General features: G+C 72.7%; 12 protein-coding genes. 4 read left to right on the top strand and 8 right to left on the bottom strand.

Annotated features, from left to right (window positions below; all coding sequences use genetic code 11):
• Positions 1–90: 90 nt before the first annotated feature.
• Entirely contained in the window at positions 91–1,440 is a 1,350-nt protein-coding gene (locus tag ABT170_RS19800) for an FAD-dependent oxidoreductase (protein ID WP_351868957.1), read from the top strand.
• A gap of 175 nt (positions 1,441–1,615) precedes the next feature.
• Here the strand turns inward: ABT170_RS19800 and ABT170_RS19795 are convergent, their stop codons facing one another.
• Genes ABT170_RS19795 through ABT170_RS19785 form a run of 3 tightly spaced genes read right to left on the bottom strand, consistent with a single transcriptional unit; the run spans position 1,616 to position 4,818 of the window.
• Positions 1,616–2,692: a phosphotransferase family protein gene (locus ABT170_RS19795; protein ID WP_351868955.1), complete on the bottom strand. Its 1,077-nt coding sequence runs from the start codon at positions 2,690–2,692 to the stop codon at positions 1,616–1,618.
• A 51-nt stretch (positions 2,693–2,743) separates the two neighbouring features.
• Positions 2,744–3,340: a TetR/AcrR family transcriptional regulator gene (locus ABT170_RS19790; protein ID WP_351868953.1), complete on the bottom strand. Its 597-nt coding sequence runs from the start codon at positions 3,338–3,340 to the stop codon at positions 2,744–2,746.
• Positions 3,337–4,818: an MFS transporter gene (locus ABT170_RS19785; protein WP_351868951.1), complete on the bottom strand. Its 1,482-nt coding sequence runs from the start codon at positions 4,816–4,818 to the stop codon at positions 3,337–3,339. The genes ABT170_RS19790 and ABT170_RS19785 overlap by 4 nt, the downstream gene beginning before the upstream one ends.
• 262 nt (positions 4,819–5,080) lie before the next feature.
• Between ABT170_RS19785 and ABT170_RS19780 the strand changes: the two genes are divergently transcribed.
• Positions 5,081–5,383, top strand: a complete 303-nt coding sequence (locus ABT170_RS19780; RefSeq protein ID WP_266931401.1) for a hypothetical protein — start codon at positions 5,081–5,083, stop codon at positions 5,381–5,383.
• Positions 5,384–5,647: 264 nt separating this feature from the next.
• Here ABT170_RS19780 and ABT170_RS19775 read toward each other — a convergent pair whose 3' ends face one another.
• A complete protein-coding gene (locus ABT170_RS19775) occupies positions 5,648–7,216 on the bottom strand; it encodes a DUF445 domain-containing protein (RefSeq protein WP_329944264.1) in 1,569 nt (522 codons plus the stop codon).
• Between the two features lie 97 nt (positions 7,217–7,313).
• Here ABT170_RS19775 and ABT170_RS19770 point away from each other — a divergent pair, with 97 nt between their 5' ends.
• Positions 7,314–8,558, top strand: a complete 1,245-nt coding sequence (locus tag ABT170_RS19770; protein WP_351868946.1) for an SGNH/GDSL hydrolase family protein — start codon at positions 7,314–7,316, stop codon at positions 8,556–8,558.
• Positions 8,559–8,591: 33 nt separating this feature from the next.
• Here ABT170_RS19770 and ABT170_RS19765 read toward each other — a convergent pair whose 3' ends face one another.
• The 4 genes from ABT170_RS19765 to ABT170_RS19750 all read right to left on the bottom strand — a co-directional run bounded on the left by ABT170_RS19765 (position 8,592) and on the right by ABT170_RS19750 (position 12,288).
• A complete protein-coding gene (locus tag ABT170_RS19765) occupies positions 8,592–9,287 on the bottom strand; it encodes a DUF1707 SHOCT-like domain-containing protein (protein ID WP_351869025.1) in 696 nt (231 codons plus the stop codon).
• Between the two features lie 161 nt (positions 9,288–9,448).
• Entirely contained in the window at positions 9,449–10,525 is a 1,077-nt protein-coding gene (locus ABT170_RS19760) for an ABC transporter ATP-binding protein (protein WP_351868944.1), read from the bottom strand.
• 46 nt (positions 10,526–10,571) lie between these two features.
• Complete coding sequence (locus ABT170_RS19755) at positions 10,572–11,480, bottom strand: ABC transporter permease (protein WP_502970540.1); 909 nt, start codon at positions 11,478–11,480, stop codon at positions 10,572–10,574.
• Positions 11,481–11,487: 7 nt separating this feature from the next.
• On the bottom strand, positions 11,488–12,288 hold the full coding sequence (locus ABT170_RS19750; RefSeq protein ID WP_329944261.1) for an ABC transporter permease: 801 nt from the start codon (positions 12,286–12,288) through the stop codon (positions 11,488–11,490).
• 178 nt (positions 12,289–12,466) lie between these two features.
• On the opposite strand from ABT170_RS19750, the gene ABT170_RS19745 reads away from it, so the two are divergent.
• Positions 12,467–14,869 (top strand): transglycosylase domain-containing protein, encoded by a 2,403-nt coding sequence (locus ABT170_RS19745; protein WP_329944260.1) that lies wholly within the window; start codon positions 12,467–12,469, stop codon positions 14,867–14,869.
• The last annotated feature ends 24 nt before the right edge of the window (positions 14,870–14,893 follow it).

Raw genomic sequence — 14,893 nt, 5'->3', positions numbered from 1 at the left:
GAGCAGGGTTCTACCGTTGACAACAAGCGTTGACCCACAGTCGTTGACCCACAAGCGTTGACCAACTGGCGTTGACCACGGGAGGCCACCATGAACGGCACCGTCACCATCGTTGGATCAGGACCCACAGGACTGCTGCTCGCCGGCGACCTCGCCGCCGCGGGCGTGCCCGTCACCGTCATCGAGAAGCGCCCCGCGGGCATCAGCAACCTGACCCGCGCCTTCGCCGTGCACGCCCGCACCATGGAACAGCTCGACGCGAGGGGCCTCGCCGACGAGCTCGTCACGACCGGGCGCAAGGTCACCGAACTGCGGTTCTTCGGCTCGCTCGCCCTCGACCTCTCCAGGCTCCGTACCCGTTTCCCGTATCTGCTGGCCACACCGCAGTTCGAGGTGGAGAAGCTCCTGCTGCGCCGCGCGGTCGAGCACGGGGTCACCTTCCGGCACGGGGCGCGGGTCACCGGGGTCTCGCAGGACGACGAGGGCGTCACGGTCGAGTTCGCCGGTCAGGACGGAACCACCGAAACCCTTCGCTCCGCCTACGTGGTGGGCGCGGACGGCATCCACAGCGCCGTCCGGGAGGCGATCGGGCTGCCCTTCCCCGGCCACTCCGTGATCAAGTCGATCGTGCTCGCCGACGTCAGGCTGACCGAGGAGCCGGCCCGCGCGGTGGCGGTCAACGGTTCGGGGCAGGCCGTCGCCTTCGCCGCCCCGTTCGGCGACGGCTACTGGCGCGTGGGCGGCTGGCTCCGCGTCCACCCCGACGCCGCCGATGACGAGCCCGTCGACCTGGCCGAGGTGCGCGCCGTCGTCGAGCGGGTCTTCGGCACCGACTTCGGTATGCACGACGCCCGTTGGACGTCCCGGTTCCACAGCGACGAGCGGCAGGTCCCCCGGTACCGGGTCGGCCGCGTGCTGCTCGCGGGAGACGCCGCGCACACCCACTCGCCCGTGGGCGGCCAGGGCATGAACACCGGCCTCCAGGACGCCGCGAACCTGGGCTGGAAGCTCGCCGCCGTCATCAACAGCCAGGAAGCGGAAGGGCTGTTGGACACCTATCACGCGGAGCGGCACCCCATCGGCCGGGACGTGATCCGCAGCAGCGGCGGCATGCTGCGCTTCGCGATGGCGCACACCCCCGCCTGGCGCGCGCTGCGTACCGTCGCCGCCCTCACCGTCGGCCGGCTGCCCGCCGCCGCCACCCGCCGTCTGCTCGGGAGGCTGAGCGGGATCGGCTACGCGTACGGACCGGGAGTCAGGCGGGTCCCCGACATCCGGCTCCAGGAAGGACGGATGTACGAGGCCCTGCGCGCCGGGAAGTTCGTACGGGTCCTGCCGCGCGGGCGGACGGAACCGGGTGACGAGCGCACGGCCGTCGTCCACTGGGCGAGCGACCGGAGGGACACGCTCCTGGTCCGCCCGGACGGCTACACCGCCTGAGCCGTCCGGGGTGCCCCTCGGTGTTCAGCCGCGCCACGGCCGCGGCTCAGCGGTCGGCCCAGGCGCGGCTCGGCGGAGGCTCAGCGGTCGGCCCAGGCGCGGCTCGGCGGGGGCTCAGCAGTGGCTTTGCGGTGGCTCGGCGGTGGAGGCTCAGGAACGGCTCGACTGCGGTGGCTCAGTGGTGGCGCGCTCCTCCGTCGCGGTTCAGGCGCTCCACGGCTCCGGTCAGCCCCTGCCACGCCTGCTCCGCGTCCTCCGTCGCCGCGTGCGGCGCGCGGAACACGTCGAGGCAGGCGGCCACATCGTCGAAGTCCCAGCGGAGCGCGTAGTGGGCGAGCAGTTCCCGGTCCGGGTGGTGGCCGGTCAGCTCCTCGTAGCGGGCGAGGTCGTCGGGGTCCGGGGCACAGAGCCAGAGATCCCGTTCGGGCACCGCCAGGGCGACGGTGTCCCAGTCGAGCAGCAGGGTCCGGCCGCCCGGGTCCATGACGTTCCCGGGGTGCGGTTCGCCGTGCGTCACGACCGTGGCGGGCGCCTGCCGGATCAGCCGCTCGGTCCGCCCGTCGAACTCGGCGAGCCGGTCCCGGAGCCCCCGGGCGCTGTCCGTCAGGAGCGCGCGGCAGCGTTCGGCGTACGGGCCGTGCTCCGGCGTGAAGGCGTCGTGAGGCGCGCAGAGCGCCGCTTCCAGCGGGGCGCGATCCGGAAGTCCCGGGCGGTGCACGGGCGTTGCGTCCGGCGGCGGCGTACGGTGCAGTGCCGCCAGCCGCTCCACGAGCGTGCGGCGGCGCTCCGGCGCCAGCACCTGCCCGAAGTGTCCCGCGGGCAGCTCCAGATGGGGGAAGACGCTCACCGCGTACCTGTCCCCGAGCCGGCGCACGGTCTCCCCCACGCCTGCCCCCACGCCCGCCCCCGTGCCCGTGCTCGCCCCCGTGCCCGCCCCCACGCCCGTCCCGGCCCCGGACGTCCGGAGGGGCGCGACGACGAAGTCCAGGCCCGCCTCCGCGCTCAGGGAGGCAGCCGTGTCCATCGCGCGCCGCAGCCCTGCCCAGGCCGCTTCCACGCCCTGGCCGCAGTACGGCTTGTGCGCCAGGTCCGCCACCGTCACGAACCAGCGCCGCCCGTCGGCGGCGAGCGCTGTCCAGTGGTGATCGCCGAACCCGACAGGCGTGTACGTGAGCGACGCGGGGGCCACGGCCCAGGCGGCGAGGGCGTCCGCGAGGGCGGAGACATCGAGATCGGTGGGCTGATCCTTCATGCCGGTCACCCTAACGAAGCTGTCGGACCGCCTGCTTCCGGTCCTCGCCCGTCATCCGGCCGTGCCCGTGACCAGGGTCTGGAGCGCCGGAGCGTACAGGTCCGCCAGGTGTTCGGCGGTGGCCGTGGAACCCGCGCCCTCACGGTGGAGGCTGAGCGTGGCGCCCAGGCCGAGGAGATGGCCCGCGATCAGCTCGGCGCGCAGGGTGCGTTCGCGGCCGGGGAGCCGGGCGGCGAGGTGCTGGGTGATCTGTTCGTGGAAGCGGTCGCGCAGGAGGGAGCGCTCGTCGGTGTTGCCGAGGGAGAAGACGACCCGGAGCAGCGGGTCCCGCTGCCGCTCCCGCCGGTGGCGCACGAGCGCGAGCACCATGTGGCGGCCGAGCCTCTCCAACGGGGCGTCGAACAGCTCCTCGGCGTCGGGGCCGAAGTCGGCCACCGTGTTGAAGAGGTCTTCCTTCCGCCCGAAGTGCTTGACCACCAGGGACGGGCTGACCCCGGCGTCGGCCGCGACCGCCCTGATGGTCACCTCCGCGTACGGGCGCTGGGTGAACGCCCGCCGTGCGGCCCGCAGGATCGCGTCCTTGCCCGAGCCGGAATCGGAGCCGGGAGCCCCCGCCCGGGTGTCCGTCGTGGACCGGCCGCCGGTCATGCGCCCTCCTGGATCGGGATCGTCCGCGCACCGGCCTTCCGGTTCTCGCGGGTCGTTCCGACCGTACCCGCCTTCCCCCGGCCGCCCGGACCCGGCAGGCAGAGCGTGACGGCGAGGGCGAGCAGGGAGGCGCCCGCCGCGATCAGGAAGACCAGCCGGTACGCCTGGAGCGTGGGCGCCGTGGCACCGCCCACCTCGAAGGTGAGGCCGGCGAGGACGGCGGCGACCGTCGCGCTGCAGAACGCCTGCCCGATCGACCTCATCAGCGTGTTCAGACCGTTGGCCGCCCCCGTCTCGCTCACCGGGACCCCGCGCATCACCAGCGCGGGCAGCGCCGAGTACGCGATGGCGGTGCCCGAGGCGACGACCGTCGCGCCCGCGATGATGAGCCACAGGCTGTGGCTCGTGAAGTACCGCACCCCGTATCCGACGGCCATGATCGCGGCGGCCAGCAGCAGGCTGACCCTGGGTCCGTACGCGGCGGAGATCCGCGCCGACACGGGCGACAGCGCCACCATCGCCAGGCCCCCGGGCAGCAGGCACAGCCCGCTGACGACGAGCGAGGCGCCGAGCCCGTACCCCGTCGCCTTCGGCTCCTGCACCATCTGCGCCGTGACCAGGGAGTTGGCGTAGAACGCGAAGCCGATGAGCAGCGCCGCGACGTTGGTGAGCAGGACGGCCGGGCGGGCCGAGACCCGCAGGTCGACCATCGGGTCGCGGACGCGGAGCTCGTACGCCCCCCAGAGCAGGCCGACGACCACGGCGGCGGCCAGCAGCCCGGTCGTACGCGCCGAGGTCCACCCCCAGTCCGCCCCCCGGGTGACCGCGAGCAGCAGGCTGACCAGGGCCGCCGACAGTCCGAGCGCCCCCACGGCGTCGAACCGGCCGCGGGAGCGGAGCGATGATTCCGGTACGAGCCGGAGCACCAGCACGATGTCGATGACGCCGATGACGCCCGAGACCCAGAACATGGTGTGCCAGTCGAAGTTCTCCATGACGAGCGCCGCGACCGGCAGACCCACGGCCGCGCCGATCCCGAGCGTCGAACTCATCAGCGCGACGGCGGACAGCACGCGCTCCGGAGGCAGTTCGTCCCGCAGGATGCTGATGCCCAGCGGGACGACGGCGAGCGCCGCGCCCTGCAACGCCCGGCCGGTGATCAGCACGCCGATGTGCGAGCTGACCGCGCACAGCACCGAGCCGAGGACCAGCACCCCGAGCGAGCCCACCAGCACGCGCCGCTTGCCGTACATGTCACCGACCCGGCCGAGCACCGGCGTGAACACCGCGCCCGTCAGCAGCGTCACGGTGACCAGCCAGCTCGCGGCGGCGGGCGTGGCACCGGTGAGCTCCGGGATGTGCGGGAGGAGCGGGACGACGATCGTCTGCATGACCGCGACGACGACCCCGCAGAAGGCCAGGACGCCCACGGCGAAGCGGGGGTGGGGGGCGGCTGTTGCTGGTGGGTCCGCGGGCATGCGATCTCCGTACGGCGTCCGGCGGGGAGGGGCTGGTCCGGTCGGGGCTGATCCGGTCCGGTCGGGGCCGGAGAGGACAGGGGGTGCGCGAGCGAGTGGGATGCGCGAGCGAGAGGGGTGCACAAACGTTCACCTCCAGGGTAAACGCTTGTGCACCCCCTGCGCACGGCTTGTGTCCGAGGAAGCGCGTTAGCCTCGGTGGCGAGACCTGACGACGGCCTCGGTGGCGAGAGCCGAGAACACGAGAGCGAAGGTGGCGGCAATGGCGAAGGTTCCGGCAGCGGCGGTGGCGGCGAGCGGACTCGTCGGGGGTTACGGCGTCGCCCGCTGGACCAAGAAGCGCCCGCTGGGCGGGGTCGCGCTCGCCGCCGCCGGGTCGCTCGCCGCGTACGAGTGGAACCGGCAGGCGGGACCGCGTGCCGCCGCCGGGCTGACCGTCGCCTATGTCGCCGCGTTCGCCGGATCGCACCCGCTCGCCAAGAAGGTCGGCGCCTGGCCCGCCGTGTTCGCCGTCGCGGGTGGCGTGGCCGCCGCGTCGTGGGCGGTCACCCGCCGCGCGGCCTGACGAAGGACCGCCGGGCGAGGAGCCGCCGAACGGGAGCGGCCTCGGACATGAGTGGGGCCGGGCGCAGAAACGCGCGCCCGGCCCCACTCATGTCCGCCCCGCGTGTCCGCGTGGCCCCGCTCGTATTCCGCCCCGCGCGCTCGTACGCCCCGCTCCGGGGCCCGGCCCGGGTCCACGCGGAACGCGCCCCTCACGCCCCTCACAACCCGATCGCGTACGCCCCGATCGCCGCGTACGCCCCCGATCGCGTACGCCCCGATCGGCCTACGCCCCCACCGCGCGCGACACCGAATAGATCACCAGCCCCGCCAGCGCGCCGACCACCGTGCCGTTGATCCGGATGAACTGGAGGTCACGGCCGATGTGCGCCTCGATCTTCTTCGAGGTCTGGTCCGCGTCCCAGCCCGCCACCGTGTCGCTGATCAGTGAGGTGATCTCCGCGCGGTACGTCGTGACGACGTACGCCGCCGCGTCCTCCAGCCAGCCGTCCACCTTGGCCTGGAGGCGCTCGTCCGTCGCCAGCCGGGCGCCCAGCGACATCAGCGAGGCGCGGGCCCGCAGCCGCAGCTCGCTCTGCTCGTCCTCCGCCGCCGCGATGATCATCGTGCGGACGGAGGACCAGGCCGACGCGATGACGTCCTGGACCTCACGACGGCCCAGGATCTCCGACTTCAGCCGCTCCACCCGGGCCCGGGTGTCGGAGTCCGACTGGAGGTCGGCCGCGAAGTCCGTCAGGAAGGTGTCGATCGAGCCGCGCGCCGGATGGCCGGGCATGTCCCGCATCTCCGTGACGAAGCGCAGCAGCTCCTTGTAGACCCGCTCACCCACCCGCTTGTCCACGAACCGGGGTGTCCACCCCGGGGCGCCGCCCTGCACCGCGTCCATCACCGAGTCGCCGTGCTCGACCAGCCAGTCGTGCGCCCGCGCGCAGACGAGGTCCACGACCCTGCGGTGGCCACCGTCCGAGACGACCTTCTCCAGCATCTTGCCGAGTCCGGGGCCGACCTCCGCCGCGTCCGCCCGCCGGGTGATCGCCTCGCCGACCACCGCCTGGACGTCGGAGTCCCGCAGGACGGTCAGGGCCCCGCGCAGCGCGGTCGCCAGTTCGGCGGTGACACGGTCCGCGTGCTCCGGCTCCGCCAGCCAGGCGCCGAGCCGCCGGCCGACACCGAGAGCGTGAATTCGGTCACGAACGACCCCCGGGGAGAGAAAGTTTTCCCCGACGAAGGAACCAAGTGACGCTCCGAGCTGATCCTTCTTGGTGGGGATGATGGCGGTGTGGGGGATGGGCAGGCCGAGCGGGCGCCGGAAGAGCGCCGTGACGGCGAACCAGTCCGCCAGCGCGCCCACCATTCCCGCCTCGGCAGCCGCCGCGACGTAGCCCGGCCAGCCGCCCACCCCCGCGTTCTTCGCCCATGTGGCGAGGACGTACACGAGCGCGACGAGCAGAAGGAGGCCGGTCGCTGTGGTCTTCATACGGCGTACTCCGCGCCGCTTCTCCTCGTCGGCGGCGGTGTACGCGAACGAGGCGAGCGGCGTGGACGCCCGGCGCCCGGACCCCGGCGCACCGCCCCGGCCGTCCCCGGGAGCGCCACCCGGGCCGTCCCCGGAAGCACCGCCTGACGCACCGCCCGGCCCGCCGTGCCCGGCCGAACCGCCGCGCCCGCCCGGACCGGACGAACCGCCCGGACCGGTCGGGGGCGCCGGGTCCGCCGAGGCACCCGGGCCCTGTGGACCCTCCACTGACTTCTGCACCGCGTCCTGCTCTCCGGCTCCGGCCCGTTCCATCCGCTCCACCCGTCCGCGTACGCATCTCCCCCGTGCCGTACGCATTGTCCCTACCTCACCTACTCCCGGGCCGCACGTCGAGTTCCCCGCGACCTGTCGCATCATGGGACCAGCCCGATCAGCACAAGGAGACACACCGCACATGCCCAGGCGCCAGGGGTATGCCCTGCTCACCGCCCTTGTCGCGGGCACCGCCGCACTCGCCGCCGCCGCGGCGTTCGGTACGACGCTGTTCTCCGGCCCCCGCCCGGCACCGCTCAGCGGCGCCGAGACGCACGCGGCGGCGCGCAACCCCGCCGCCCCGGCCAACTCCACCGGCACCTGGGTCGCCACCTGGACCGGAGCCGCCGTCAGCGCCGAACCGGGCACCGGACATGGCTTCCCCGGGCGCACCATCCGTAACACCGTGCACACCAGCATCGGCGGTGACGCCGTCCGCATCACCCTCTCCAACCTCTTCGGCGCGGCCCCCCTCGTCGTCGACCAGGCCACGGTCAACACCCGCCCGGTCACCTTCAAGGGCGCCCCCACCGTCACCATCGCCGCGGGCGGACAGGTCATCAGCGACCCGGTCGTGGTGCCCGTCGCCCCGGACGCCGACCTGCTGGTCAGCCTGCGCACCCCGCGCGGGGGCGGGCCCGTCACCTTCCACCCGAACGCGCACCAGACGTCCTACCTGGCCGACGAACACGGCACCTGGAGCACCACCCGGTGGCGCTACCTCACCGCCGTCGACGTCCGCAACGAGTCCGCCGCCGGCGCGGTCGTCGTGCTCGGTGACTCGATCACCGCGGGCAGCGGCTCCACCACCGACGCCAACGCCCGCTGGACCGACGTCCTGAGCGACCGGCTGCGCGGCACGTACGGCGTCGCCAACCAGGGCATAGCGGGGAACCGGCTCCTGCGCGACGGACTCGCCCGGAGCGGCGGCCAGGGCGGGACCGGCCGCTTCGAGCGGGACGTGCTGTCGGTGGCCGGGGCGAAGACCGTGTTCGTCGCGCTCGGCATCAACGACGTGCAGCAGGCCCCGCAGGAGACGGACCCGCAGCGCGTCGTGGACGGCCTCCGCGCCCTCACCCAGCGGGCGCACGCCCGCGGGCTACGGGTCGTCGGGGCGACGCTGACGCCGTACGAGGGGTACCGGACCTGGTCCCCCGCGCGCAACGCCGTACGGCAGGCCGTCAACGAGCGGATCAGGGCGGGCGGGATCTTCGACGCGTACGTCGACTTCGACCGGGCGGTGCGGGACCCGTACGCGCCCAACCGCCTCCTGCCGTCGTTCGACTCCGGCGACCATCTGCACCTCAACGACGACGGCTACCGCACCCTGGGCCGTCACATCGACCTCAAGGCCCTGACAGGGGCCCCGAGGTCCGACGCGTTCTGACGCACCGCCGCCCGCCGGAGCGGGCGGGGGCGCTCAGCCCAGCTCCTTGCGGCTGCCCCCGTCCGCGCCCCGGTCCCGGTCCAGCTCCCGCTGCCGCGCCAGTTCCGCGTCCTTCAGCCGCTGCCGCTCCGCCTTGGTCCGCTTGCGCTCCACACCGACGCCGCCCATCAGCGCGAACCCGGTGATCCGCACCCTCGGGGCGTCCGCGTCCGGTTCGCCCCCCTCGTTCGAGCCCTCGCCGAAGCCGCCCATGATGCCGATGCCCTTGACCTCGACGTTCAGCTCCGGCGGCGCCGTCACATGCAGTCCGCCCATGATCGTGAAGCAGCGGATCACGATCTCGCGGTCCTCGAAGTTCGCCTCGCGCAGATCGATCTCGCCGCCGCCCCACATCGCGAACGCGGTGAACTTCCGGCCCACCGTCCAGCGCCCCTTGCGGTTGAACCCGCCCCAGAACGCGAAGGCCCCGTTCGACGTCGCGGCACCCCCGACCCGGGACGGCCAGTTCCGCGACGCACCCGGCCGCGCGGGCGAGGCCGCGCCGGCGGGCGCCACGAAGGTACCCGGCGCCGGGAGGTCCCGGACCAGCGGCTCCAACTCCCCATGCGTACGGGCCTTGAAGGCCGCGTCGAGGCGCTGCTCGAACTCCTCCATCTCCAGCCGTCCCTCGGCCACCGCCTCGCGCAGAGTCTCGGCGATGCGTTCACGTTCGGCGTCGGAGGCACGCATTTCCGGAAGTTCACTTGTCATACCGCGCAGCCTATTGAAAGCATCCGCTCCCGTCACAGCAGAGCAGCCCACACCACCCGCGCGCCGCGCCCTGCCACCTCAGCGCCCGCACGCCGCGCCTCACCGCCCGCACGCCCCGCGCACACGCCCGGCGGCGGCGCTCAGGGAGCCGACGCGTACATCTTCGCGATCACGGCCTCGATGTCGGGCTCCCGCACCGACAGGTCGACCAGCGGATAGCGCTCCGCGATCCGCGCCACCAGCGGGGCGGCCGACACCGACGCGGGGAAGGTCAGCCACTGCCGCGGCCCCTCCACCTTCACCACCCGCACCCCCGGGACGGAACCCGCCCCCTCGCCCTCCGCCGAGCCCGAATCCAGCTCGATCGGCGGGAGTTCACGTTCCAGATCGACCACGAGCGTCCGCTCGCTCTCGCCCACCTCGTGGAGTCCGGCGAGCGCCCCGTCATACATCAGCCGGCCGTGGTCGATCACCATGACCCGCTTGCACAGCTGCTCGATGTCGGTCAGATCGTGCGTGGTCAGCAGCACGGTCGTGGACCGCTCGGCGTTCAGATCCCGCAGGAACTGCCGGACCTTGGCCTTGGAGATCACATCGAGGCCGATCGTCGGCTCGTCCAGATACAGCACCTCGGGATCGTGCAGCAGCGCCGCGGCGATGTCCCCGCGCATCCGCTGCCCCAGCGAGAGCTGACGTACCGGCACCTCCAACAGCTCGCCCAGATCGAGGAGTTCGACGCACCGGTCCAGGTTCTCCCGGAAGCGGCGGTCCGGGATGCGGTACATCCGGTGCATCAGCCGGTACGAGTCCCGCAGCGGCAGGTCCCACCACAGCGTGGTGCGCTGCCCGAACACCACGCCGATCCGGTGCGCCAGCCGCGTACGCTCCCGGGACGGGTCGATGCCCGCCACCCGCAGGCTGCCCCCGCTCGGCGTGAGGATCCCCGTCAGCATCTTGATCGTGGTCGACTTGCCGGCCCCGTTCGGGCCGATGTACCCGACCATCTCGCCGCGCGACACACGGAAGCTGATCCCGTCGACCGCCCTGACCTCGCGCCGCTCCCGGCGCAGGAAGCCCGTTCTGCGGCGTACGTCGAAGACCTTCTCGACGCCGTCGAGCGCGATGAAGTCCGCGTCGCCGCCCCTGCCCGCGCAGCTGCGCGTGCTCTTCCCCGTGCCCGTGCCCGTGCCCGTATCCGTGTCCGTGTCCGAACCCATGCTCCGTCTCTCTCCCTCGGTGTCCTGATCCCCCGGACCGGGCCTCTCAGCTGCCCGTGCTGCGGTACGCGCGCAGCCCCGCCCGCCACGCCAGCCCCGCCAGCACCCAGCACAGCGCCGCCACCACCGGTGGCAGGAACGCCACCCAGCGCGGCAGGTCCAGCGGGTACTCCCGGCCCAGCACATACAGCGCGGGGAGCCAGCTGACGAAGGCCAGCGGCACCACGAACGTGACCCCGCGCACCAGGTCCTTCGCGAAGACCGTCGGCGGGTACTGGAGCAGCGTGGTCCCCCCGTACGTGAAGGAGTTCTGCACCTCGGAGGCGTCCTGCGCGAAGAACTGGAACGCCGCCCCCGCCGCGAACAACGCCCCGAAGATCGCCGCCCCGCTCAGCACCATCAGCGGCAGCATCACCACCTTCAGCGGCGTCCACGCGATGTCCAGCGACACCAGCGCGTACCCGAGCACCAGCAGCCCCTGGGTGACCCGCCCCAGTCTGCGCAGCGCGAACCGGTCCGCCGCCACCTGCGCCAGTACCGGGACCGGGCGCACCAGCAGGATGTCCAGCGTCCCGTCCCGCACCCGCCTGCCCAGCCGGTCCATCGACCCCAGTGCCAGATCGGCCAGCCCGAACGCGGTCGCCGCCGTTCCGTACAGCAGGGCGATCTCGGGCAGCGTGTAGCCGCCCAGCACGTCGATGTGCGAGAACATCAGCATCAGGGCGATGAAGTCGAACGCCGTCACCGCGAAGTTCCCGAACGTCGTCATCACGAACGAGGCGCGGTACGCCATCGTCGAGCGCAGCCACATCGCCACGATCAGCCCGTACGCCCGGAGCCCGTCGGCCACCACCCGGGCCCGCCCCGCGAAGCCGGCCGAGGGCCCGCCCGGGTACGCCTCCCACGACTCCCGCCACGCGGCCCCGTCCGGCTCCGTCCCGGAATCCTCGGCCACCGCCGTATCAGCCACCCTGAACCACCACCCTCCTGGTCGCCACGGTCTGTACCAGCCGGCCCGCCCCCAGCAGGGCCACCGCCCAGCCGGCCTGGAAGGCGTACGCCCGCACCAGCTCCCACCCCGTGTGCTTGCCGAGGAACACATCGGCGGGCACCTGGAGCAGCGAGGACCAGGGCAATGCCCGCGCCACCTCGCCCAGCACCCCGGGGAACAGGTTCAGCGGCAGCAGCATCCCCGAGAAGAACAGCCCCATCAGCCAGGCGATCTGCATCGCGCCCGCCCCGTCCATCAGCCAGAACGCCGACAGCGCGACCAGGAAGCGCACGGCGAAGCTGACCACCACACCGAGCGCCACCGAGACGAGGAAGGCCAGCCAGGTCCACGGCGAGGAGGGCAGGGCCAGATCGAAGGCGAGCGCGCCCAGTGCCATCGGGACGATGCCGCGCCCCAGCAGATGGAACGCCGCCCGGCCCAGGTCACCCGCCAGCCACCACAGCTGGAGGTCGGCGGGCCGGTACAGGTCGACGGCGATGTCACCGGTGCGGATGCGCTCCATCAGCTCGTCCTCGAAGCCGCCGCCCATCATGGAGCAGGTCATGAGCAGCGCCTGTCCCAGCCACACATAGGTCAGCGCCTGCGAGGTGTCGTAGCCGCCGAGCTGCGGGCGCTCGTCCCACAGCGCCACATAGACGTACGCCATGATGAAACCGAAGACGGTGTTGGTGAACACACCCGCCGCCGTCGCCATCCGGTAGGTGGCATGGCGCCGGAAACCACCGGCCGCCACCACCGCGTAGAGCCGCACGTCTCCCCCATTCCCCGCCGCCACCGGGCTCCGGCACCAAAGCGCACGACCCTAGTGGAGCGCGGACGAGGGGCGCGACCGCTTTTCCCGTGCCCCCTCCTGAAGGATGATCCGATGGTTTCCTGGCGAAACGGGCACTATTGGGAGAACCGACCGCGCCCGAGGAGTCACCACCGACATGAACGACGACCCGCAGAACTGGGCCCCGCGCGACCACACAGCCGCCGCGGCCACGCCCGGTGAGGGCGCCGACGGCAGTGGTGCGCCGGGCGCGAAGGGCAGGAAGGGGCGCACGAAGCGCCCCAAGAGGACCGGCTGGCGCCGCATCATCCCCACCTGGCGCATGGTCCTCGCCACCGTGCTGGGCATCGCCCTGCTGCTCGTCGGCGGCTTCATCGCCGGGTACCAGATCGTCGACATCCCGGCCGCCAACGCGAGCGCCACCGCGCAGTCCAATGTCTACCTCTACAAGGACGGCAGCGTCATCGCCCGCGACGGCGAGGTCAACCGGGAGAACGTCCAGCTCTCGCAGGTCCCCCTCACCGTCCAGCACGCCGTGCTCGCCGCCGAGGACCGCGACTTCTACTCCGAGCGGGCCGTGGACGTGAAGGCGATGATCCGCGCCGCCTGGAACACGCTCACCGGGAAGGGCAAGCAGGGCGGCTCGACCATCACCCAGCAGTACGTCAAGAACTACTACCTCGGCCAGGAACAGACCGTCGTCCGCAAGGCCAAGGAGTTCTTCATCGCGGTCAAGCTCAACCGCGAGGAGAGCAAGGACCAGATCTTCGAGGGCTACCTCAACACCAGCTACTTCGGCCGCAACGCCTACGGCATCCAGGCCGCCGCCCAGGCGTACTACAGCAAGAACGTCGAGGAGCTCACCACCGCCGAGGGGGCCTATCTCGCCTCGCTGCTGAACGCCCCCAGCGCGTACGACGTGGTCGTCCACCCCGAGAACAAGGCCGCCGCACTCGGCCGCTGGAACTACGTCCTGGACGGCATGGTCAAGGAGGACTGGCTCAGCGGCACCGAACGCGCGGCGACCGAGTTCCCCGTGCCCGGCAAGGCCAAGCCCGCCACCGGGCTCTCCGGCCAGCGCGGCTATCTCGTCCAGGCTGTCGAGGACTACCTCACCGGCAACGGGATCATCGACGAGAAGACCCTGGCGACCGGCGGCTACCGCATCACCACCACGCTGGAGAAGAAGAAGCAGGACGCGATGGTCAAGGCCGTCGACACCCAGGTGATGTCCAAGACCAGCGACGAACGGCCCGCCGACCGGAACGTCCGCGTCGGCGGCGCCTCCATCGACCCCGGTACCGGCGAGGTCGTCGCCATGTACGGCGGCATCGACTACACCAAGCAGTACGTCAACAACGCCACCCGCCGCGACTACCAGGTCGGCTCCACCTTCAAGCCGTTCGTCTTCACCTCCGCCGTCGCCAACGACTCCACCACCCTCGACGGCCGGCGCATCACCCCCAACACCGTCTACGACGGCACCAACAAGCGCACCGTCCAGGGCCGCGACGGCTCCACCGGTTACGCCCCGGCCAACGAGGACGACGTCAGCTACGGCCCCGTCACCGTCCGCACGGCCACCGACAAGTCCATCAACGCCGTCTACGCGCAGATGGCCCAGGACGTCGGCCCCGGCAAGGTCAAGGACACCGCCGTCGCCCTCGGCATCCCCGGGAACACCCCCGACCTCACCGCGTCCCCCTCCATCGCGCTGGGCCCCGCGACCGCCAGCGTCCTCGACATGACCGAGGCGTACGCCACCCTGGCCAATCACGGCAAGCACGGCGCGTACACCCTCGTCGCCAAGGTCGGCAAGGACGGCGAGGAGATCGCCCTCCCCGGCCGGAACACCAAGCAGACCGTCTCCCGCGAAGCCGCCGACACCACCACCTCGATCCTCCGCAGCGTCGTCGAAGGCGGCACCGGCACCGCCGCCCAGGCCGCGGGCCGCCCCGCCGCGGGCAAGACCGGAACCGCCGAGGAGGACAAGGCCGCCTGGTTCGCCGGGTACACCCCCGACCTCGCGACCGTGGTCGCGGTCATGGGCCAGGACCCCGACACGGGCGCGCAGAAGCCGCTCTACGGCGCGCTGGGACTGCCCCGCGTCAACGGCGGCGGCGCCCCCGCCGCGACCTGGGCCGCCTATACCGGGGCCGCCCTGCGCTCCTCGGACGCAGCGGAGTTCGACCTCGACCTGGAGCCCGGCGCGGCGGAGACCGCCCCGCCCACCGAGGAGGACCCCGGCACCACCGAACCGGCCGAGCCGAGTGACACCCCGTCCAGCACTCCTCCGAGCAGCCCCCCGAGCAGCGCCCCCACCACCTCCGGGCCGACCGACGGCGGTACGGACACGGGCGGTACGGACACCGGCGGCACCACGGGCGGGACCGACGGAGGCACGGACACCGGCGGCCAGAGCGACGGCGGAACCGGAGGCGACGGCGGCACGGGCGGGAACGGGGGCGGGACGGACGGCGGCACCGGCACCACAGGCGGCGACGGGGGCGGCACCGGCGGCTTCACGGAAGGCGCCCGAGGCCCCCGTACGCGCGGCTGAGCACACGTACGGGGGCCTCGGGCG

It is taken from the genome of Streptomyces sp. NPDC001787, assembly GCF_040297465.1.
Classification (GTDB): domain Bacteria; phylum Actinomycetota; class Actinomycetes; order Streptomycetales; family Streptomycetaceae; genus Streptomyces.
Note: the sequence above shows the minus strand (reverse complement) of the source record. Positions and strands in the feature narration are given on the sequence as shown.